The 19,434-nt window shown below is 65.1% G+C and carries 20 protein-coding genes and 2 pseudogenes; 16 read left to right on the top strand and 6 right to left on the bottom strand.

Translation table 11 applies throughout. The annotated features are described in order from the left end of the window. Positions 1-227: 227 nt before the first annotated feature. The 8 genes and pseudogenes from H5J25_RS16835 to H5J25_RS16805 all read left to right on the top strand — a co-directional run bounded on the left by H5J25_RS16835 (position 228) and on the right by H5J25_RS16805 (position 6,307). Positions 228-1,306: pseudogene (locus H5J25_RS16835) on the top strand (flagellar basal body P-ring protein FlgI). Next, entirely contained in the window at positions 1,303-1,641 is a 339-nt protein-coding gene (locus tag H5J25_RS16830) for a rod-binding protein (RefSeq protein ID WP_202093057.1), read from the top strand. Before H5J25_RS16835 ends, H5J25_RS16830 begins: the two are co-directional and overlap by 4 nt. Next, entirely contained in the window at positions 1,638-2,588 is a 951-nt protein-coding gene (locus tag H5J25_RS16825) for a FlgK family flagellar hook-associated protein (RefSeq protein ID WP_225883203.1), read from the top strand. The genes H5J25_RS16830 and H5J25_RS16825 overlap by 4 nt, the downstream gene beginning before the upstream one ends. Then, positions 2,554-2,982, top strand: a complete 429-nt coding sequence (locus H5J25_RS20905; protein WP_225883202.1) for a flagellar basal body rod C-terminal domain-containing protein — start codon at positions 2,554-2,556, stop codon at positions 2,980-2,982. Before H5J25_RS16825 ends, H5J25_RS20905 begins: the two co-directional genes overlap by 35 nt. Before the next feature lie 10 nt (positions 2,983-2,992). After that, positions 2,993-3,904 carry a flagellar hook-associated protein FlgL gene (gene flgL / locus H5J25_RS16820; RefSeq protein ID WP_202093055.1) on the top strand — a complete coding sequence of 304 codons (912 nt, stop codon included), beginning with the start codon at positions 2,993-2,995 and terminating at the stop codon, positions 3,902-3,904. Between the two features lie 129 nt (positions 3,905-4,033). After that, entirely contained in the window at positions 4,034-4,897 is an 864-nt protein-coding gene (gene motA / locus H5J25_RS16815) for a flagellar motor stator protein MotA (protein ID WP_202093053.1), read from the top strand. Positions 4,898-4,900: 3 nt separating this feature from the next. Next, positions 4,901-5,807 (top strand): annotated as a pseudogene (locus H5J25_RS16810) (flagellar motor protein MotB). A gap of 38 nt (positions 5,808-5,845) precedes the next feature. Further along, positions 5,846-6,307 carry a DUF3429 domain-containing protein gene (locus H5J25_RS16805; RefSeq protein ID WP_202096449.1) on the top strand — a complete coding sequence of 154 codons (462 nt, stop codon included), beginning with the start codon at positions 5,846-5,848 and terminating at the stop codon, positions 6,305-6,307. 4 nt (positions 6,308-6,311) lie between these two features. On the opposite strand, the gene H5J25_RS16800 is transcribed toward H5J25_RS16805, so the two are convergent. Both H5J25_RS16800 and hemA read right to left on the bottom strand, forming a co-directional pair. Next, positions 6,312-6,740: a DUF695 domain-containing protein gene (locus tag H5J25_RS16800; RefSeq protein ID WP_202093052.1), complete on the bottom strand. Its 429-nt coding sequence runs from the start codon at positions 6,738-6,740 to the stop codon at positions 6,312-6,314. 2 nt (positions 6,741-6,742) lie between these two features. Next, positions 6,743-7,987 (bottom strand): 5-aminolevulinate synthase, encoded by a 1,245-nt coding sequence (gene hemA / locus H5J25_RS16795; protein ID WP_202093050.1) that lies wholly within the window; start codon positions 7,985-7,987, stop codon positions 6,743-6,745. Between the two features lie 183 nt (positions 7,988-8,170). On the opposite strand from hemA, the gene H5J25_RS16790 reads away from it, so the two are divergent. Next, on the top strand, positions 8,171-8,392 hold the full coding sequence (locus tag H5J25_RS16790; RefSeq protein ID WP_202093048.1) for a hypothetical protein: 222 nt from the start codon (positions 8,171-8,173) through the stop codon (positions 8,390-8,392). On the opposite strand, the gene murI is transcribed toward H5J25_RS16790, so the two are convergent. Then, positions 8,389-9,186: a glutamate racemase gene (gene murI, locus H5J25_RS16785; protein ID WP_202093046.1), complete on the bottom strand. Its 798-nt coding sequence runs from the start codon at positions 9,184-9,186 to the stop codon at positions 8,389-8,391. The genes H5J25_RS16790 and murI overlap by 4 nt on opposite strands. A 164-nt stretch (positions 9,187-9,350) precedes the next feature. Between murI and plsY the strand changes: the two genes are divergently transcribed. The 3 genes from plsY to H5J25_RS16770 all read left to right on the top strand — a co-directional run bounded on the left by plsY (position 9,351) and on the right by H5J25_RS16770 (position 11,931). After that, positions 9,351-9,956 carry a glycerol-3-phosphate 1-O-acyltransferase PlsY gene (plsY, locus tag H5J25_RS16780; RefSeq protein ID WP_225883201.1) on the top strand — a complete coding sequence of 202 codons (606 nt, stop codon included), beginning with the start codon at positions 9,351-9,353 and terminating at the stop codon, positions 9,954-9,956. Continuing rightward, on the top strand, positions 9,949-11,061 hold the full coding sequence (dprA, locus tag H5J25_RS16775) for a DNA-processing protein DprA (protein ID WP_202093044.1): 1,113 nt from the start codon (positions 9,949-9,951) through the stop codon (positions 11,059-11,061). Before plsY ends, dprA begins: the two co-directional genes overlap by 8 nt. A gap of 414 nt (positions 11,062-11,475) precedes the next feature. Further along, entirely contained in the window at positions 11,476-11,931 is a 456-nt protein-coding gene (locus H5J25_RS16770) for a DUF983 domain-containing protein (RefSeq protein ID WP_202093039.1), read from the top strand. Between the two features lie 14 nt (positions 11,932-11,945). Here H5J25_RS16770 and H5J25_RS16765 read toward each other — a convergent pair whose 3' ends face one another. Next, a complete protein-coding gene (locus H5J25_RS16765; RefSeq protein ID WP_202096447.1) occupies positions 11,946-12,539 on the bottom strand; it encodes a TMEM175 family protein in 594 nt (197 codons plus the stop codon). Between the two features lie 134 nt (positions 12,540-12,673). On the opposite strand from H5J25_RS16765, the gene topA reads away from it, so the two are divergent. After that, positions 12,674-15,304: a type I DNA topoisomerase gene (gene topA, locus H5J25_RS16760; protein ID WP_202093037.1), complete on the top strand. Its 2,631-nt coding sequence runs from the start codon at positions 12,674-12,676 to the stop codon at positions 15,302-15,304. A gap of 92 nt (positions 15,305-15,396) precedes the next feature. On the opposite strand, the gene H5J25_RS16755 is transcribed toward topA, so the two are convergent. Next, positions 15,397-15,693 (bottom strand): SEL1-like repeat protein, encoded by a 297-nt coding sequence (locus tag H5J25_RS16755; RefSeq protein WP_202093035.1) that lies wholly within the window; start codon positions 15,691-15,693, stop codon positions 15,397-15,399. Between the two features lie 198 nt (positions 15,694-15,891). After that, positions 15,892-16,740, bottom strand: coding sequence for a pantoate--beta-alanine ligase (gene panC, locus H5J25_RS16750; protein WP_202093033.1), 849 nt, complete (start codon positions 16,738-16,740; stop codon positions 15,892-15,894). A gap of 114 nt (positions 16,741-16,854) precedes the next feature. On the opposite strand from panC, the gene H5J25_RS16745 reads away from it, so the two are divergent. The 3 genes from H5J25_RS16745 (at position 16,855) to pgmG (ending at position 19,423) form a co-directional block, all read left to right on the top strand. Continuing rightward, a complete protein-coding gene (locus tag H5J25_RS16745) occupies positions 16,855-17,661 on the top strand; it encodes a division plane positioning ATPase MipZ (protein WP_202093031.1) in 807 nt (268 codons plus the stop codon). Between the two features lie 34 nt (positions 17,662-17,695). Further along, complete coding sequence (locus H5J25_RS16740) at positions 17,696-17,962, top strand: DnaJ domain-containing protein (protein ID WP_202093029.1); 267 nt, start codon at positions 17,696-17,698, stop codon at positions 17,960-17,962. Between the two features lie 78 nt (positions 17,963-18,040). Then, complete coding sequence (gene pgmG, locus H5J25_RS16735; RefSeq protein ID WP_202093025.1) at positions 18,041-19,423, top strand: phosphoglucomutase/phosphomannomutase PgmG; 1,383 nt, start codon at positions 18,041-18,043, stop codon at positions 19,421-19,423. Positions 19,424-19,434 lie beyond the last annotated feature (11 nt).

Genomic DNA, 19,434 nt, shown 5'->3' with positions numbered 1-19,434 from the left:
CTGGAAGTTGATCCCGAACCTCCCCCCGTTCGTCCTGAGCTTGTCGAAGGGCGTGTTCCGGGCACGGGCTTCGACAGGCTCAGCCCGAACGGCGGGGGGGATTGCTTGTCCTCCTCGCTACACGCCTCGCCACACTAATCCCGAACCTCCCCCCGTTCGTCCTGAGCTTGTCGAAGGGCATGTTCCGGGCACGTCCTTCGACAGGCTCAGGACGAACGGCAGGGATCATGGCCGCACTATTGGCCACCCTCCTCGCCACCCCAGCCTCGGCCGACCGGATCAAGGATCTCGGCGGGTTCCAGGGTATCCGCTCGAACCAGCTGACCGGCTACGGCGTGGTCGTGGGCCTGCCCGGCACCGGGGACGACAATCTCGAATATACCGTCCAGTCGCTGAAGGCCGTCGCCTCGCGCTTCGGGCTGCAATTGCCCGCCAGCGCCAATCCGGGGATGAAGAATGCCGCGGTCGTGCTGGTCACGGCGGAACTGCCCGCCTTCGCCAAGCCGGGCCAGCGGCTCGACATCACCGTCGCGTCGATGGGGAAGGCCAAGTCGCTGCGCGGCGGCAGCCTGATCCTGATGCCGCTGCTCGGTGCCGATGGCCAGATCTATGCGATGGCGCAGGGTAACCTCGCGGTCGGCGGCCTGGGGGCGGAGGGCAAGGACGGGTCCAGCATCGTCGTCAACGTACCCTCGACCGGCCGTATTCCGGAAGGCGCGACGGTCGAACGTGCGGTGCAGACCGGGTTCGAAACCAGCGCCGCTCTGACCTTCAACCTCGCACGCGCCGACTTTACGACCGCGCAGAACGTCGCTTCGGCGATCAATGCGCGCTTCGGGGCGGGCATTGCGGAGGCGACCGACGCGGTCTCCGTCTCCGTCCGTGCGCCGCGGGGGCCGACGTCCGCGCGACGCTGATGAGCCAGATCGAGAATCTCGACGCGGCCTCCGCCGAGCCATCGGCCAAGGTGATCGTCAATGCGCGCACCGGCACCGTCGTCATCAACAGCGCGGTGCGCGTCAGCCCCGCCGCCGTCACGCATGGCAAGCTGACCGTGCGGATCGACGAACAGGAACGCGTCGCGCAGCCCGCGCCGCTCAGCGACGGCAAGACCGCACGAGAGCAGAAGAGCGGCGTCGCTGTGGACGAGGAGAAGCGGCCTATGTTCTTGATTCAAGGCGGCCCGAAACTTGCCGATGTGGTCAAGGCGGTCAACGCGATCGGCGCCTCGCCCGCGGATTTAGTCGCGATATTGGAAGCACTTAAGGAAGCCGGAGCGCTCAAGGCGGAGTTGATAGTGCTATGACCGACATATCGCTCCGTGCGGCACCTTCGCCACCATCCGGAACTTCCACCGACACCACCCGCCTCGGCAGCCGCGCCAACCTCGAAAAGGCGGGCAAGGAGTTCGAGGCGGTGTTCGTCGGCATGATGGTGAAATCGATGCGATCGGCCCACCTCTCGAGCGAATTGTTCGAGAGCAAGGGCCTCGACACGTTTCGCGAGATGCAGGACCAGAAAGTCGCCCAGTCGATGGCCGACACCGCACCGCTCGGCATCGGCAAGGCAATGGTCGATTTCCTCGCCAAGGCCCAGGCCGCGCAGGAAGCCGCCGCCGCGTCCGAAGGCACGCCCGCATGAGCGACCTGCTCGGCATCGGCGCCAGCGGGGTGCGCGCATATCAAAGCGCGCTGACCACCACGTCCGAGAATATCGCCAACGCCTCGACCCCCGGCTACACCCGCCGCACGTCGACGATCAACGAGATATCCTCGACCGGTGGTTCGGTCGTCACGCGCACCGCGAACGACGTCAACGGCGCGCTCCTGTCAGGCGTGAAGCGCGCCGACGACATGTTCCGCAGTGCCGAAGTCCGCACCGCCGGCGCGGATCTCGCGCGGTCGGAAACGAGCATCGCGTGGATGGGCCGAATCGAAACCACGTTGTCGGGCAATCAACTCGGCGACCGGCTGACCAGCTTCTTCAACGCGGCAAAGGCGATTGCCGCCGATCCCACCGCGACCACGCCGCGTCAGGCGATGCTCGAGTCCGCTACCTCGGTCGCCAGTTCGTTCGGCGCCACCGGCAAGGGGCTCATCGCGATCGAGCAGGATATCGACGCGACGGCCGACGCTGCAGTCGCGACGCTGAACGGTCTCGGCGTATCGCTGGCCAAGGTGAATTCCGCGCTCGCCCGCGTCCAGCCGGACACGGCGGCGGCGGCGCAGCTGGGCGATCAACGCGACCAGTTGCTCGAACAGATGAGCGCGATCAGCGACGTCAACGTCGTCACCGACGATTTCGGCCGGGCGACGGTTCGCCTTGGCGGGGGGCGGGCCGGTCTTCGTCGCCGGCACCGATTCCGGATACGTCACCTTCGCCCGCGGCGAGGCCGGGGCGGTGAGCTTCGCCATGCATCGCGCGGGTACGACGTCCGGGCTTTCGCCCAATGGCGGCGTCCTGGCCGGTGTGGCCGAAGGCGCCGCGCGCGTTACTGCCGCACGGGATTCGCTGGATACCATTGCCAGCGGGTTCGTCGATCTCGTCAACAAGGTGCAAGACAAGGGCGAGACGCTCGATACCATTAAAGGCTCCCCGCTGTTCGATGTCGGCACGAGCCCGACCGACATCACGTTGGTCATGACCGATCCGCGCGGTATCGCGGCCGCAGTGCCGGGCGGCGGTGCGCGCAACAACGGCAATCTCGCCGGTTTCGAAACCGCGCGTACCGCCGGCAAATTCGAAACGGCGACCACGGCGATGGTGTCCGGCAATGCGGCGGCGCTTGCCGCGCGCAAATCGGTCGCCGAGGCGCAGGGCGCGATCCGCGACAATGCGATCACCTCCCGTGATGCCGTCAGCGGCGTCAACCTGGACGACGAGGCGGTCGATCTGATGCGCTTTCAGCAGGCGTATCAGGCGTCGGCGCGCGTCGTGCAGGTCGCGCGTGAAATCTTCCAGTCGATCCTGACGATCCAATAGGCCGTATATCATGCAGATCAGCACCAGCCAGCTTTACGATCGGTCATCCACGCTGATGCAGCAACTGGCGGCAAAGGCCGACAAGCTGCAGACCCAGATATCGACCGACAAAAGGATCAACACCGCATCGGACGATCCCGTGGCGTTCCAGAAGCTCGCGCTGATCAAGCGCGCGAGCGCGAACGACAGCGCTTACGGTGCGAACATCAAGGTCGCGCAGTCGCTGCTCGCGCAATCCGATTCCACGTTGGGATCGATCGAAAGCCAGTTGCAGAAGGCCGCGGAACTCGCCGTGCAGGCGAACAGCGACGCGCTCAGCCCGGAGAATCGCCGCGTGATCGGGGATCAGCTGACCGCGATCGTGCAAGACCTCGTTGGCTTGGCCAATACGAAGGATGTGCGCGGCCAGCCGCTGTTCGGCGGGGCGTCCGGAGATACGGCCGTTTCCCAGGCGCAGAATGGCAGCGTCACGTTCAAGGATGTCGGTGAGCCTTCACCTATTCCGGTCGGCGAAGGCGTCGACGTCCACGCGACCGACAGCGCCAAGCGCCTGTTCGGCAACATCCCGACGGCGAACGGCCCAAGCGACGTGTTCGCGATCATCTCCAAGTTTGCCACCGCACTGACCAGCAATACCGGCGCGACCGCTGCCGCATCCGAGGCAGGTGCGGACCTGAAGACCGCGCTGACGCAGATCGGGGCTGCGCGCGGTTCGGTCGGCGCGCGCGCTGCGCGGCTCGATCTGGAAACCGCGCGCCTGACCGAAGTCGCGACGATCCGCGAAGGCGACCGGTCGAGCCTCGAGGATACGGACACCGCCGCCACGATCCTCGAATTGCAGAAGACGATGACGGTGCTGTCGGCCACGCAGGCGAGTTTCTCGAAACTCTCCTCGCTGTCGCTGTTCAATTATATGAACTGATCCGGGAGCCGTTTATCCTAACGCGGCTTAACTAAAAAAGCGCCTCTGGTTAACGGCTTGGCTACCAATATCCCCTAATCATGAGGATCGCAGGCCAACAGGCCCAAACCCCGGGGAATACGCACTCACATGTTCGTCGTAATCGGCCTCGTCGTCCTTCTCGTCATGATCTTCGGCGGGTTCGCGATCACCGGCGGCGCGCTCGGCCCGGTGATGGAAGCGATCCCCCACGAAATGCTGATCATCGGCGGCGCCGCGGTCGGCGCGCTGATCATCGGCAACTCGATGAAGGAAATCAAAGCGCTCGGCGGTGGCCTGGGCAAGGTCTTCAAGGGGCCGAAATACAAGAAGCAGGACTATCTCGACGTCATCTTCCTCGTCAGCAAACTGATGAAGATGTTGCGCACCGAGGGCCCGATCGCGCTGGAGCCGCACGTCGAGGATCCGAAATCCTCCGCGTTGTTCTCGGAATATCCGCGCCTGCTGGCCGATCATGCATTGACCAATCTGATCGCCGACACGTTGCGCCTGGTCGTCGTGTCGTCGGGGACGCTCGACGTGCACGCGGTCGAGGACGTCATGGACAACATGATCAAGACGCATCACCACGAGGTCGAAGGGCCGCACGGCACGATCGCGTCGCTGGCCGATGCCTTGCCCGCGCTCGGCATCGTCGCCGCCGTGCTCGGCGTGGTGAAGACGATGGGTTCGATCGACAAGCCGCCGGCCATCCTTGGCGCGATGATCGGCTCGGCGCTGGTCGGTACGTTCATGGGCGTGCTGTTGGCATACGGGATCGTCGCGCCGCTCGCCAACCGGCTGAAGCAGGTGCTGGACGCCGATGCCGCAATCTATCACGTCGTGAAGCAGATCATCATCGCGTCGCTTCACGGTCATCCGCAACCGCTGGTGATCGAAGCCGCACGCTCGGGCATTGCACACAACAACCAGCCCGGCTTTGCCGAAGTGTTCGACGGCCTGCGCGGACGCTGATCGATGGCCGCCCGCGCACCGCACGGTAACAATCAACCCCCGAAGATCATCTACAAGAAGATCTATATAGAGGGGCATGGCGGCCATCACGGCGGCGCGTGGAAAGTCGCCTATGCCGACTTCGTCACCGCAATGATGGCGTTCTTCCTGCTGATGTGGCTGCTCGGTGCGACCAACGAGAAACAGCGCAAGGCGCTGGCGGATTATTTCGCGCCGACGCTGATCGAGTTCAAGCAGAACAGCGCAGGCTCGAACGGCCTGTTCGGCGGGTCGTCGTTGATCGACAAGGACAATTACCCGCACAAGGCGGCGCAGACCGGAACGCGGTCGCTGACCGTCCCGGCGGATTCTGACCGGGGGTGTCAACGTCGGCACCGGACAAAAGGGCAGCCTGAAGAACCGCGGAAAGACGGGCGCGGAGGACCAGAAGAATTTCGAGCGCACACGCCAGCGCGTCGAGGCTGCGATGAAGGTCAATCCCAATCTGGCGAAGCTCGGCAAGCATGTCCGTTTCGTCAAGACGCCGGACGGGATGCGCATCGATCTGGTCGACGACGCGGACTATTCGATGTTCGCGCTCGGCACGACGCAGCTGGATCGTGAGGCATCGGCGCTGATCGGGCTGATCGCGTCATCGATCCGCGATACCGACAATCCGATCATGATCCGCGGTCATACCGACAGCCTGCCTTATGGCGACCCGATGGCGATGAACAACTGGATCCTGTCCTCCAGCCGGTCGGAAGCGACGCGGCGGCGGCTGCTGGCTGGCGGTATTCCGGAAAAGAGGTTCGAGCGGATCGAGGGCGTCGCGGATCGCGAACCGATGATCACGGCCAACCCGTCCGATCCGCGCAATCGCCGCGTCGCGATCACGCTGTTGTACCGCCCGGGTAAATTCGGCGAGTGATTGCACCCGCCGCGCCGGATACGGCGTTGAGTGGCGTGATGTCTGTTTCCGATCCATCGCGCCGGCCGCCGGCATGGCCCTTGTGGCTGGGGCTGGCAGGGTTACTGCCGCAACTGCTCGCATTGTTCGCATTGATCGGCGGCAATCCCGATGCGCGCTTCATCGCCCTGGCCTGTGCGTTCGCTTATGGCGCGCTGATCCTGAGTTTTCTCGGCGGGATGTGGTGGGGTCTAGCCGCAGCGAAGGGGCGTATGCCGCCATGGATATGGATCGCAGCGGTGCTCCCGTCGCTGATCGCCTTTGCCAGCGCCTATCCGTGGATGGTCGGGCAGCCCTGGCCCGGCCCGTCGCTGATCTGGCTCGGCCTCGCGATCATCTTGTCGCTTGGCGTGGATTGGAGACTGCGCGCGATGGGCGTGGCGCCCGACTGGTGGATGTCGCTCCGCATACCCTTATCGATCGGGCTGGGCGGGATGACGCTGGCGATTGCCTGGTTGTAGCGAGTCAGCCCTTTGGCTGGACGTCGCGCAGCCCCTGCCACTCCGGATCGTCCACCGCTTCCAGTTCGATCGGATAGATCGTCTCGCCAGCGAGTGCTTTGGTGAAGCGGTCGATGAAATCCTCGGCATTCGCGGTGTAGAAGCGCCATTGGCGGGCGCCGTTGCCGGTGATCGCCGCCGCTTCCGTCGCCCAGTCGCCCTCGTCCAGCGCGGCGAACAGCACGTTTTCGAACCCTTCGATCCGGTCGTAGACGGGGCGGGGCGGCATTCCGCCGGTCGCTTCCCCGTCATAGGCCCAGGTGATCGACACGAGCACCGGGCGGGCGGCGCGCTGCTCCGCCATCGGCACGCGGGCGAGCGCGCGAATGATCGTACCGTTGCCGCCGGCCTTGCCCTGCGCCAGCGTCCAGTCTTCGGGATTGCGTACCGGCACCGTCAGGCGGCCTTGCGGAGTTCCAGACGGCTCCAGATTTCCACCAATGCGCCGGTCAATTCGCGCATCATCGCCTCGTCATGCGCTGGACCCGGCGTGAAGCGAAGGCGTTCGGTGCCACGCGGTACGGTCGGATAGTTGATCGGCTGAACGTACACGCCGTATTCCGCGAGCAGGATGTCGCTGATCTTCTTCGCCTTGACCGGATCGCCGACCATCAGCGGCACGATGTGCGTGGTCGAATCCATCACCGGCAGTCCGGCATCGGCGAACATCGTCTTCAACGTCCGCGCCGCGGCCTGTTGCCCATCGCGTTCGACGCTGGAGGACTTGAGATGCCGCACGCTGGCCAGTGCGCCGGAAACCAGCACCGGCGACAGGCTGGTCGTGAAGATGAAACCGGGGGCATAGCTGCGGATGACGTCGATGATCGTCTGGTCGGCGGTGATATACCCGCCCATCACGCCGAATGCCTTGCCCAGCGTTCCTTCGATGATCGTCAGCCGATCGGCCACGTCGTCACGTTCCGAAATGCCGCCGCCGCGTGCGCCGTACATACCGACCGCATGCACTTCGTCGAGATAGGTCAGCGCGCTGTATTTGTCCGCCAGATCGCAGATCTCCGCGATCGGGGCGACATCGCCGTCCATCGAATAGACGCTCTCGAACGCGATCAACTTCGGCGCGGCGGGATCGACGCTGGCGAGCAATTCCTCGAGATGCGCGAGATCGTTGTGGCGGAAGACGTGGCGTTCGCAGCCCGAATTGCGGATGCCCGCGATCATCGATGCGTGGTTGAGTTCGTCCGAGAAGATGATGCAGCCGGGGAGGATCTTGGCCAACGTCGCCAGAGTTGCCTCGTTCGAGACGTATCCCGACGTGAAGAGCAGGGCACCTTCCTTGCCGTGGAGGTCGGCAAGTTCCGCTTCCAGATTAACGTGATAGTGGGTGTTTCCGCCGATATTCCGGGTCCCGCCGGAGCCTGCGCCGACGTCGTGCAGCGCCTCTTCCATCGCGGCGATGACCGCCGGATGTTGGCCCATCGCCAGGTAATCGTTGGAACACCAGACGGTTATCGGCTTCGGGCCGTTATGCCCGGCAAAGCAGCGTGCGTTCGGAAACGCGCCCTTGTTGCGGAGGATGTCGATGAACACACGGTATCGCCCCTCCACATGCAGGCGATCGATCGCCTGGGTGAAGATGCGCGAATAATCGACTCCGCGCCCGGCCTTGAGGTCCGCGTCCATGCCAGCGCCCCTAAACCCATGAGCTGCGGATTTCCAGCGATTTCGCGCGCCTTCACCGGACCGCGTGACGACATTGCTCGAAATCAATTTCCAGCGCTGCGTCCCGTGCTAAATTCCTCGAATCGCGGGCCTACAGCCCTAGAGCACGTCCGCGACCGAGAGATACTTTGCGCTCCCGCTTTGATGATGACGGGACATATGATGAACGAGATGACGATGATCGCTCCCGCCACCACGGGTGCGGATACTGGCCTTGACTCCGGCGGTACCGTCAAGCGCGACTATTTCGTGCGGCGCGAGGCACAGGAACGAAGGCTCGTCGAACGCGCGACCGATCCGGTCGCCCGTCGCGTGCATGCCGAACTCGCCAAGCGCTATGCCGAATTGATCGGAAACCCCGCCTAAAGCGCTTCGAGGCGCGTCAGGCCGTAGCGCGCGAGCGCCGGTGCCAGAGCCTGCGCATCGGCATCCAGCCGCGTGAACACCGCGATGCCCTCACCGGGCGAGTCCGGCCAATCCTGTCCGTCGGTCAGTGCGAGCACGCGACGCGCGATCCCCGCGCTGCCATCGATGAAGCGCACCCCCGGCGGCGCGGCTGCGGCAAGTTCGTCCTCCACCAGCGGAAAGTGCGTGCAGGCGTTGACGATCGTGTCGATCCGCGCGCCCTCCGCCTGTCCGAGCAATCCCTCCAGGATCGCCGCATAGCGACCGGCCGGCGCAGGCTGCCCGTGCAGCTTCGCCTCGGCCAGCTTTACCAGTTCGGCCGATCCGTGCCGCAACACCGTGCAATCGCCGGCAAAGCGCGCTGCGAGATCATCGACATAGGGTTGGCGCACGGTGGCGTCGGTGCCCAATATTCCGATCACGCGCGTTCGGCTCATCGTGGCCGCCGGCTTGATCGCAGGCACGGTGCCGACGATCGGCAGGTCGAGCGCGGCCCGCACGTCGCCGAGCGCGATCGTGGACGCCGTATTGCAGGCGATGACGATCAGCCGCGGGTGATATCGCTCCGCCAGTCGCCCGAGCAATGCGGGCACGCGTACCGCAATCTCGCGCTCCGTCTTGGTCCCGTATGGAAAACCCGCCGAATCGGCCGCGTAGACGATCGGTGCATTCGGCAGCAGCGCGCGGACCGGACCCAGCACCGAAAGCCCGCCAACGCCGGAATCGAACACGAGGATGGGGCGGGTGTCGGGCATCGTCGCTGCATGTAGGCGAATGGCGAGGCGTGTCGAGTGGTGGGGCACGCGCGCGCGCCGCTTCGTCTCCTGTCGGCAGGTCAAATCCCGGCGCGCTCTCGAACGCCCATTGGCACGCACGGCGCTCGGCGCTATACGTGAACATAAGGGGGCCATGCGCTACAGTGCAGACTGACATCTTCTGGATCGCGCAGATCTGCGCCGTGCTGCTGGGCTATCTGCTCGGCTCGATTCCGTTCGGGGTCATCCTGACCCGGATGGGGGGTGCGGGTGACCTGCGCACGATCGGTTCGGGCAATATCGGTGCGACCAACGTCCTGCGCACCGGCCGCAAGGGCCTGGCCGCGGGCACGTTGCTGCTGGACGGCGCGAAGGGCTGGGTAGCGGTGGTGCTGTGCGAACATATCTGGCCCGGCACCGGGCCGATCGCGGCCGGGGCGGCGTTCATCGGTCACCTCTATCCCGTGTGGCTGAAGTTTCGCGGCGGCAAGGGCGTGGCGACGTTGATGGGCATCGTGCTGGCGCTGCACTGGCCGAGCGCGCTGGTCTATGCGGTGCTGTGGCTCGGGTTGCTGGCGACGCTCCGCATATCCTCCGTCGCGGGAATGGTCGCGGCGGTCAGCACGCCGGTCAGCGCGGCACTGTTCGGCCGGTTCGACATCGTGCTGCTGCTCGGCGCGCTGGCGGTGCTGGTGCTGTGGAAGCATCGCGAGAATATCGATCGGCTGCTGAGTGGAACGGAGCCGCGTATCGGCCGCAAGCGTGAGTGAGCCGGGAGCGGTCGATACATCCGCCGTCGCGCGGCTACGATTGATCCGCACGGCCCAGATCGGGCCGGTCACCTATCGTCAATTGATTGCGCGCTTCGGCGATGCGGCGGCGGCGATCGAGGCTTTGCCCGACCTTGCGAGGCGTGGTGGCGGGCGATCCCCCGTCGTCGCACCGGCGGCAGTGGCCGAGCGCGAACTGGCGGCCGTGGCACGGCTTGGGGCGCGGCATCTGTTCATCGAGGATGCCGACTATCCGCATCTCCTGGCAGAACTGGACGACGCACCGGTGGCGATGACCATCCGCGGCGATGCGGCGCTGTTGCGCAAGACGGCGGTGGCGATGGTCGGTGCGCGCAACGCCTCCGCCGCCGCCTGCCGGTTCGCGCGCGAACTGGCGTTCCGGCTGGCCGAGGACGGCGTCGCCATAGTGTCCGGACTGGCGCGCGGCGTCGATACGGCAGCGCATGTCGGCGCGGTCGGGCAGACCGGGTCGGGCGGCGGCACGATCGGGGTGATCGCGGGCGGCATCGATGTGGTCTATCCGCCCGAAAACGCCGCGTTGCAGGAAAGGATCGCGACGGAGGGCCTGTTGATCGCCGAACAGCCGCCGGGCACGGAGCCACGCGCGCGGCATTTCCCGTATCGCAACCGGATCATCGCCGGGCTGGCGGTCGGCACGGTGGTGGTGGAAGCCGCGCCGAAATCCGGATCGCTGATCACCGCGCGCCTTGCGGGCGAGGCCGGACGCGAGGTGATGGCGGTACCCGGATCGCCGCTCGACCCGCGCGCGCAGGGGTGCAACGGACTGATCCGCGACGGCGCGATCCTGATCCAGTCGGCGGCGGATGTGCTGGAAACTATCCGCCCGATCGACGCAAGGACGGTCCGCGCGCCGGGCCGTACCTTTGGCGGGCCACCACCCGAGGATGCGAGTGACGGCGAACGGCGCGACGTCATCTCGCTGCTAGGGCCGGTTGCGGTGCCGGTCGACGAACTGATCCGCCAGTCCGGGTTGGCGCCCGCGATCGTCCAGACGGTGCTGCTGGAACTCGAACTGGCGGGGCGGCTGGACCGGCATGCGGCGGGGCGCGTGAGCCTGGTTTGAAGGCGAGTGACGGAATTGGGGGGGCGTGCGACGCCTTTGCGCCACAGGGGAAATGTAACGCTCCTCGGCTGATCGATCTTCACAATCGAAGGACATGAGCAGCCCAAAACCCGCCGTCACCCCGGACTCGTTCCGGGGTCCACCGCGGCAGGCCGGTCGGAAAGGGGCTCGAATTACGTCCCTTGATGCGCCGTGGACCCCGGAACGAGTCCGGGGTGACGAGGTGCGATGGAAGCAACCGTTTCCCGCCTTAATCCCGAATGGGGCCTGATCCCGTCCCGTCGCGAAGTATTCTGTTCAACGGTCGGAAATCCGTTATCCTACAGCAACTTGCGCGCTTCCCCCGGAACGCGCCGGACGTGTGGGACATTTTGTCTAATCGTCGCCCCGACCCCGCGACCTTAGGTATGCGCAATGGACAGCAATTCGGTTTCCGCCCCGCACTTCGCATCGGACAGCGAGAAATTTCGCTGGATCGTCAAATGCGGCTGGAAGGGCCTGTGCCCGCGCTGCGGCAAGGGTGCGATGTTCAAGTCGTGGTTGAAGGTGGCGGACCGGTGCGGCGTGTGCGGACTGGATTACAGGTTCGCGGCGCCGGATGATGGGCCGGCCTTTTTCTCGTTGTGCATCATCGCCTTCCCGCTCGCCTTCTTCGTGGTGTGGGTACAGGTCGCTTTCGATCCGGCCTGGTGGGTGCACCTTTTCACATCGCTACCGGTAATGGTGCTGGGCACGCTGCTGCCGCTACGGCCGATCAAGGGCTGGCTGGTCGCGTCCCAATTCGTCAATCGCGCGCAGGAAGCGGGCACGCGACAGCTCTGGTCGCAACTTCACGGGACGGAAGCGGATTCGAACGACTTCGACCAGTGACGCGCGTTGCTCGCTCAGGCTGACGGAGATGCGCCGCGCCGGTCGCGACGCACCAGCCAGCTGACGATCGGCGATCCGACGACCAGCATGGCAAGCGCGAAGATCGGTTGGATCATCCCCAGCGCAAATGCAAGCGTGCCGATGATCAGCGGGATCAGGCTCGACCTGCGCATCAGTTTCACGTCGGCCGGATCGGCATCGTCGCGCAGCATCGCAGGATTGCCGAGCGCGCTCACGATCAGCCAGCGGTTCATCACGCCAAGGACGATCAGCCAGCCGGCATAGAATCCGACCGCGACGCGCAGTCCGTTGTAATCGCTGAACACCGCGGTCGGGAACGGCATGAATGCGATCGCCATCAGGAACAGCAGGTTGATCCAGACGAGCCGCCGGTCGAGCCCCTTGAGCAAACCCATCACCGCGTGATGCCCGACCCAGAAACGACCCACGACCATGAAGCTGACGACGAAGCCGATATATTTGGGCAGAAGGTCGAGCAAGGCCTGGCCGAGCACCGCGTCGCTATGGACGTGGATTTCGGGCACGCGAACCTCGATCACGAGCAGCGTCATCGCGATGGCGAAGACGGCGTCCGAGAAGAAGGTCATCCGCTCGAGCTGCTGATGGCCCCCATTATTGACGCTATGAACCACCGCAACTGCCCCCTATTGACCCGCCTATTGACGGGGCCAGCCCCTGCTTGCCACCCTCGCGCGTACACGTAAGGACATCGCACACCTCCATGCAGCTCGTCATCGTCGAATCGCCCGCCAAGGCGAAAACCATCGAAAAGTATCTGGGCAGCGATTATCGCGTCCTCGCCTCGTACGGCCATGTCCGCGATCTGCCGCCGAAGGACGGTTCGGTGAATCCGGACGAGGGCTTCGCGATGGAGTGGGAGAATTACGCAGACAAGTCGAAGCAGCTGAAGGCGATCACCGATCTCGCCAAGACTGCCGACCGACTGATCCTGGCGACCGATCCGGATCGCGAGGGCGAAGCGATTTCCTGGCACGTGCGCGAAGTGCTGCGCGCGCGGAAGGCATTGCCGAAGGAGGTCGAGCGGGTGACCTTCAACGCAATCACCAAGGCGACGGTGACGGCGGCGATGAAGGCGCCGCGCGAACTGGACGACGACCTGATCGACGCATACCGGGCGCGCCGCGCGCTGGACTATCTGGTCGGCTTCACGCTGTCGCCGGTCCTGTGGCGCAAGCTGCCGGGGGCGAAATCGGCCGGGCGCGTGCAGTCGGTCGCCTTGCGCCTGATCGTCAGCCGCGAACGCGAAATCGAGGCGTTCCGGGCGCAGGAATATTGGTCGGTCACCGCCGACATGGAGCAGGACGGCACGCCGTTCCAGGCGCGGCTCGTCACGTTCGAGGGCAAGAAGCTGGATCGCCTGTCGATCGGCGAGGAAGGTACCGCGATGCGCGCGAAGGCGGCGGTCGAGGAGGGACGGTTCGCGGTCCAGTCGGTCGAGACGAAGCCCGCGATGCGCAACCCGCCCGCGCCGTTCACGACATCGACGTTGCAGCAGGAGGCGTCGCGCAAGCTGGGCTTCTCCGCCGACCACACGATGCGGATCGCGCAAGGCCTGTATGAGGACGGCGCGATCACCTACATGCGTACCGACGGCGTGCAGATGGATTCCAGCGCGATCTCGGCCGCACGTCTGGCCGTCGCGAACCGCTATGACGCGAGCTATGTGCCCGACAAGCCACGGCAATATACGTCTAAGGCGAAGAACGCGCAGGAAGCGCATGAGGCGATCCGACCGACCGATTTCGCCAAGGACAAGGTGGGCGGCGGGGATCATGCGCGGCTGTACGACCTGATCTGGAAGCGTGCGCTGGCGAGCCAGATGGCGAGCGCGCGGATGGAACGCACGACGGTCGAGCTGCTCGATGGCAGCGGCCAGACCGGTTTGCGCGCGACCGGGCAGGTGGTTCTGTTCCCGGGCTATCTCGCCTTGTACGAGGAAGGATCGGACGACAGCGAGGGCGAGGATGCGAAGCGCCTGCCGCGACTGCGCGAGGGCGATGCGCCGGCTAAGAAGGCGGTGAATGCGGAACAGCATTTCACGCAGCCGCCGCCGCGCTTTTCGGAAGCGTCGCTGGTCAAGCGGATGGAGGAACTCGGGATCGGGCGCCCATCGACCTATGCCTCGATCATCAAGACGCTGAAGGACCGCGCGTACGTCCGCGTCGAGAAGAACCGCTTCTTCGCGGAGGAGAGCGGGCGGCTGGTGACGGCGTTCCTCGAACGGTTCTTCGAGAAATATGTCGGCTACGATTATACCGCCGGCCTCGAGGACGAACTGGACGAAGTGTCCGGCGGGCGTGCGGAATGGCAGGCGGTGCTCGCGGCGTTCTGGCAGGACTTCAAGCCGCGTACGACCGAGGTGATGGAGCAGAAGCCGTCCGAAGTGACGGCGGAACTCGATATCTTCCTGGAGCCGTATCTGTTCCCGGCGCAGGCCGATGGCGGCGATGCGCGGCTATGCCCGAATTGCGGGCAGGGGCGGCTTGCGCTGCGTGGCGGAAAGTTCGGCGCGTTCGTCGCATGTTCGAACTATCCGGAGTGCAAATATACGCGGCGCTTCGGTCAGGGCGGTGGTGAAGATGGCGCGGATAGCGGGCCGGAGACGCTGGGCAACGATCCCGAGACCGGTTTGCCGGTGGAGCGCAAGTCGGGGCGGTTCGGTCCGTATATCCAGCTTGGCGAGGGCAAGGAAGCGAAGCGCGCGTCGATCCCGAAGGATTTGCCAGGCGAACTGGACCTGGAATGGGCGCTGAAGCTGTTGGGCCTGCCGCGCACCGTCGGGACGCATCCCGAGAGTGGCGAGCCGATCACCGCGTCGATCGGACGCTATGGGCCGTATCTGGCGCATGCGGGGAAGTATGCGCGGCTGCAATCGACGATGGACGTGTTCGAAACGGGCATGAACGCTGCGGTGGTCAAGTTGGCCGAGGCGGCGGCGGGCGGCGGCCGTCCGCAGCGCGGCGCGCAGGCGCCGCTCAAGGTACTCGGCCTGCATCCGCGTACCGAAGCGGAGATCAAGCTGATGGAGGGGCGTTACGGCGCGTATGTGACGGACGGCGAGACCAATGCGACCTTGCCCAAATCGATCGAGAAGGACGCGCTGACGCTGGAAGAAGCCGCGCAATTGATCGACGCTCGTGCGGCGGCGGCACCGGCGAAGAAGGGCAAGAAGAAGGCCCCGGCGAAGAAGGCGACTGCGAAGAAACCGGCGGCTGCGAAGGCAGCGGCGGTGGACGGCGCGAAGCCTGCTGCCAAGAAGGCGCCGGCCAAGAAGACTGCGGCGAAGAAGGCGCCGGTCAAGAAGAAGGCGGTGGTCGAAACGGAGGCGTAATCCCGTCCGCCGGTCGCGGTCGCTCGCGGAGAGCCACCTCTACCATTCGCTGAATGCTTATGGTCCCCTCCCCGTGCCGGGGAGGATCGGATTCAGGCGGCGCGGCGCTGCGTGGTCCGGAGCCAGGCACGGGCGGCGGTCTGCGCGGTCGCGATCTCGCGGGCCGTCATGTCCTCGGCGATTTCCGCGCGGCAGGCCTTGGCTTCCTCGCTGCCACCGACGGCCGCCAGGTTGAACCATTTGTGTGCCTCGATCAGGTCGACATCCACGCCGCCGCTGCCGCTCGAATAGGCCATGCCCAGATCGTAATAGGAGTCCACGTCACCGCGGGCGGCACCCGCCAGCCGGCTGTCGATCAGAAATTGCGCGCTCTTCAGGCTGCTGCCCATTGCATTCACCCCGTTAACCAATGTCCACGGCCTCACCTTGGCAAGGCGCGGTCAACAAATGGTTAACGGGGATCGGCGGCAGAGAGCGGAATCAAGACCCGAAACAATTCTATTCGGGTGCCGGACAGATGCAGCAGAGATGTGGCAGGCCGATCAGGGTTAATTTCGAAGCGTTTTCAGGTCCTCGGCAAAGTCGTTCTAATTCTGTTGGGCCGGTAATATTGCGAGATTGTCGATCAGTCGCGTGGTACCGATTCGCGCGGCGGCAAGCAGCCTCCGATCGCGTGTCGCATCTGGTACGCCGAGCGATTCGGCATCGACCAGTTCGACATAATCGATCGTGAAGCCTGCCGCGATCAGCGTCTCGCGCGCGGCATTCAGCGCGTCGTCCACGGGATCGCCCTTCGCGATCGACTTGGCTGCCACGCCGAGCGCACGGGGCAAGGCGACGGCGCGTCCACGTTCGCTTTCGTCGAGATAGATGTTGCGCGACGACAAAGCGAGACCGTCATCCTCGCGCTGCGTGGGGACGCCGACGATGTCGATCCCCATGTCGAGATCCGCGACCATCCGGCGGATCACGGCCAGCTGCTGGAAATCCTTCTCGCCGAAATAGGCGGTGTCGGGGCGCACCTGGTTGAACAATTTCGTCACCACGGTCGCGACGCCGTCGAAATGGCCGGGCCGCGCCGCGCCGTCCAGCCCGTCGCTGACGCCTGTGACCGAAATGTTGGTGGCGAAGCCCGCCGGATACATGATGTCGACCGGAGGCATCCACAGCATGTCGCATCCCGCATCGTTCAGCATCCGCGTGTCGGCCAGTTCCTTGCGTGGATAGCGGGACAGATCCTCGTTCGCGCCGAACTGTTTCGGATTGACGAAGATCGACGCGACGACGCGCGTTCCCGGCCGTTTCGCCGCCTCGATCAGCGCGATATGGCCGGCATGCAGCGCGCCCATCGTCGGCACCAATGCGATCCGGCTGCGATCGCCGCGCAGTTCCGCCAGTCCCGAACGGAGAAGATCGAGGGTACGGATGGTTTGCACGGGCGAAGGGCCTTCGGTAAGGGTGCGTACAGAACGCAGGATGCGGTTGGTCGGCCTTCTATGAGGGGGCTTCCGACCTAGCAACCAAGCAGGCGCCGGGGGCAAGTTTTCAAAGTGACGACGGTTGCGCAAAAGCCACACATCATCGTCTTCGCCAACGAAAAGGGCGGGACGGGCAAATCGACCACCGCTGTGCACGTGGCGATCGCGTTGCAGGCACGGGGCGCACGCGTCTCCGCGATGGATCTCGACCACCGGCAACGGACTTTAGGCCGATATTTCGACAATCGTGCGGAAACGGAGCGGCGCACGGGCAAGGACCTGTTCATCCCCCGCCACGCGACGCATGACGGCGAAAGCCTGGAATTCTTCACCGATACGTTCGACGCGCTGTGCGAGGGGGCGGACTTCATGGTCATCGATACGCCCGGTCGCGACGATCGCTTCGCCCGGATCGCGGCACAGCGCGCGGATACGTTGGTCACGCCGATGAACGACAGCTTCGTCGATTTCGACCTGATCGGTCAGGTCGATCCGGATACGTACAAGGTGACGCGCCCCAGCTTCTACGCCGAATTGATCTGGGATGCGCGCAAGGCCCGCGCCAAGGCGGACGGATCGACGATCGACTGGGTCGTCCTGCGCAATCGCGTCCAGCATATCGAGGCGCGCAACATGCGCCGCGTGTCCGAGGCGCTGGACCAGCTGGCCAAGCGCGTCGGTTTCCGCATCATTCCCGGCCTCGGCGAGCGCGTGATCTATCGCGAACTGTTCCCCAAGGGGCTGACGATGCTGGACGCGCGCGAATTCGGCGAGATGGGCCTGTCGCATGTCGCGGCGCGCCAGGAACTGCGCGAGATGATGGCCGCACTGGCCTTGCCCGAACGGACGGGCGACGCGACGATGCCGCTCTTCGCATGATGTCGTCCGCTCCGGCCGCGAACGGAGCCACCCCATGTCGAAGCTGATCCTGATCGGCCTGATCCTGTTCGGGGCATGGCTGCTGATCCGCAAGCCGCGTGCCGCACGCAAGGCCGCACAGCGCCCGACCTATGCCGAGGCGGAGGCGCGATCGCTGCTGGGCGTCTCCGCCACGGCGGACGACGACGCGATCCGCGCGGCCCATCGGCGATTGATCGGTACGGTCCATCCCGACCGTGGCGGATCGCAGGACATGACCAGCCGGATCAACGCCGCACGCGACCTGTTGTTGAAGCGTTAGGCGGTTGGTCCATAAGAGTTGAACCAAATTCGGTGCTGCGCTTTTCAGCGGCGACCGAAACTTCCCCAAGGAGCACCGATGACCCATCGTTTCGACCCCACGTCCCTGCGCGAATACGACATTCGCGGCATCGTCGGAAAAACCCTGGGAACGGCGGACGCCAATGCGATCGGCCGCGGGTTCGCGACACGCGTTCGGCGGGTCGGCGGGACGCGTGTCGCGGTCGGATATGACGGCCGTACGTCTTCGCCGGAACTGGAGGCCGCGCTCGTCGCCGGCCTGACGGCCGGCGGTGTGGACGTGGTGCGGACCGGCATGGGGCCGACGCCGCAGCTTTATTATGCCGAGGCGATCCTGGAAGTGGATGGCGGCATCCAGATTACCGGCAGCCACAATCCGGCCGAATATAACGGCTTCAAGATGGTGTTGCAGCACAAGCCGTTCTTCGGCGCCGATATCCAGGATCTGGCCAAGCTGGCCGAGGAAGGCGATTGGGAAGAAGGCGAGGGAACGGTTTCCGAGGTCGATCTGGTCGACGATTATGTCGGTCGCCTGCTCGCCGGTTATGCCGGTGGCGCCTACAAGATCGGTTGGGACGCCGGCAACGGCGCCAGCGGCCCGGTGATCGAGAAGCTCACCAAGCTGCTGCCGGGCGAACATCACCTGCTATACACCGAAGTCGACGGCAATTTCCCCAACCACCATCCCGATCCGACCGAGGAAAAGAACCTCGAGGACCTGAAGAAGCTGGTCGCCGAAAAGGGGCTCGATTTCGGGCTGGCATTCGATGGCGACGGCGACCGGATCGGCGCTATCGACGGTGAGGGCCGCGTGATCTGGGGCGATCAGCTGCTGTCGATCCTGGCGGTCCCGGTGCTGAAGGAACTGCCCGGTGCTACGATCATCGCCGATGTGAAGGCCAGCCAGATGCTGTACGACCGGATCGCGGAACTGGGTGGCCAGCCGCTGATGTGGAAGACCGGCCATTCGCTGATCAAGACGAAGATGCGCGAAACCGATTCCCCGCTGGCGGGTGAGATGAGCGGGCACATCTTCTTCGCGCACGAATATTACGGCTTCGACGACGCGCAATATGCCGCCGTTCGCCTGATCCGTGCGGTTCACATGATCGGCAAGTCGATGACCGAGATCCGCGGCGCGATGCCGGCACTCGTCAACACGCCCGAAATGCGGTTCCAGGTCGATGAGAGCCGCAAGTTCGCGGTGGTCGAGGAAGTGCTGAACCGTCTGGAAGCCGAAGGGGCCGATGTCGACCGTACGGACGGCGCGCGCGTCAACACGCCGGACGGCTGGTGGCTGCTGCGTGCATCGAACACGCAGGATGTGCTGGTCGCACGCGCCGAGGCGAAGGACGAGGCGGCGCTGGAACGGCTGCTGGCGATGATCGACGCTCAACTGGCGGCGAGCGGGCTGGAGCGGGGGCCACAGGCAGGACACTGATCCAAGCCCCC

Origin of the sequence: Sphingomonas aliaeris, assembly GCF_016743815.1 — a bacterium.
Lineage (GTDB): Bacteria > Pseudomonadota > Alphaproteobacteria > Sphingomonadales > Sphingomonadaceae > Sphingomonas > Sphingomonas aliaeris.
Note: the sequence above shows the minus strand (reverse complement) of the source record. Positions and strands in the feature narration are given on the sequence as shown.

Bases quoted from the DNA above. Each gene is read 5' to 3' on its own strand.
- H5J25_RS16790 (WP_202093048.1), top strand. From the start codon at position 8,171: ATGATGACGGGACATATGATGAACGAGATGACGATGATCGCTCCCGCC.
- topA (WP_202093037.1), top strand. From the start codon at position 12,674: ATGCAGCTCGTCATCGTCGAATCGCCCGCCAAGGCGAAAACCATCGAA.
- H5J25_RS16765 (WP_202096447.1), bottom strand. From the start codon at position 12,539: ATGACCTTCTTCTCGGACGCCGTCTTCGCCATCGCGATGACGCTGCTC.
- H5J25_RS16770 (WP_202093039.1), top strand. From the start codon at position 11,476: ATGGACAGCAATTCGGTTTCCGCCCCGCACTTCGCATCGGACAGCGAG.
- H5J25_RS16805 (WP_202096449.1), top strand. From the start codon at position 5,846: ATGTCTGTTTCCGATCCATCGCGCCGGCCGCCGGCATGGCCCTTGTGG.
- H5J25_RS16755 (WP_202093035.1), bottom strand. From the start codon at position 15,693: ATGGGCAGCAGCCTGAAGAGCGCGCAATTTCTGATCGACAGCCGGCTG.
- H5J25_RS16740 (WP_202093029.1), top strand. From the start codon at position 17,696: ATGTCGAAGCTGATCCTGATCGGCCTGATCCTGTTCGGGGCATGGCTG.
- murI (WP_202093046.1), bottom strand. From the start codon at position 9,186: ATGCCCGACACCCGCCCCATCCTCGTGTTCGATTCCGGCGTTGGCGGG.
- flgL (WP_202093055.1), top strand. From the start codon at position 2,993: ATGCAGATCAGCACCAGCCAGCTTTACGATCGGTCATCCACGCTGATG.
- hemA (WP_202093050.1), bottom strand. From the start codon at position 7,987: ATGGACGCGGACCTCAAGGCCGGGCGCGGAGTCGATTATTCGCGCATC.
- H5J25_RS16825 (WP_225883203.1), top strand. From the start codon at position 1,638: ATGAGCGACCTGCTCGGCATCGGCGCCAGCGGGGTGCGCGCATATCAA.
- motA (WP_202093053.1), top strand. From the start codon at position 4,034: ATGTTCGTCGTAATCGGCCTCGTCGTCCTTCTCGTCATGATCTTCGGC.
- pgmG (WP_202093025.1), top strand. From the start codon at position 18,041: ATGACCCATCGTTTCGACCCCACGTCCCTGCGCGAATACGACATTCGC.
- H5J25_RS16830 (WP_202093057.1), top strand. From the start codon at position 1,303: ATGACCGACATATCGCTCCGTGCGGCACCTTCGCCACCATCCGGAACT.